Source organism: Herbaspirillum sp. B65, assembly GCF_000333555.1.
GTDB lineage: Bacteria > Pseudomonadota > Gammaproteobacteria > Burkholderiales > Burkholderiaceae_D > Herbaspirillum > Herbaspirillum rubrisubalbicans.
In genome coordinates, this window is the sequence record NZ_BADI01000613.1 from 1 (window position 1) to 403 (window position 403).

General features: G+C 62.8%; 1 protein-coding gene. It reads right to left on the bottom strand.

Going from position 1 to position 403, the window contains the following annotated elements:
- Nucleotides 1-403, bottom strand: a 403-nt coding sequence (locus I5W_RS14465; protein WP_044529752.1) for a TonB-dependent receptor plug domain-containing protein, incomplete at both ends; no start/stop codon positions are given.

Genomic DNA, 403 nt, shown 5'->3' on the forward strand with positions numbered 1-403 from the left:
ATTGACCGAGAAACGCCAGGCCAGCGCGCCGCTACGGTTACCCAAACCGACGTTGTACTCCTGGGCGCGATAGGTACCGGAAGCACCGTAGTGGCTGAAGTCCTGCTGCGCATACTGGGCCTTGATGCTGGCCTCGAAGTGCTGCGGCATCCGGGTGGTGATCTCGGTGACTGCACCATAGGAATTGCCCGGATACTCCGCGGCAAAGGGGCCATACATCACGTCGATGCGTTCGATTTCTTCCGGCGCCACCATGAACCAGCGCGGCGAGCCATTGCCGTTGTTGTTGTTCACCAGCGCCGAGAGCAGGATGCCATCGGCATAGACCAGGCTGCGCGCGCTGGCGTTGACGCCCGTGGTGCGGGTAGCCAGCGGCGCTTGCGTGTCGCCGATGTAGCGCTTG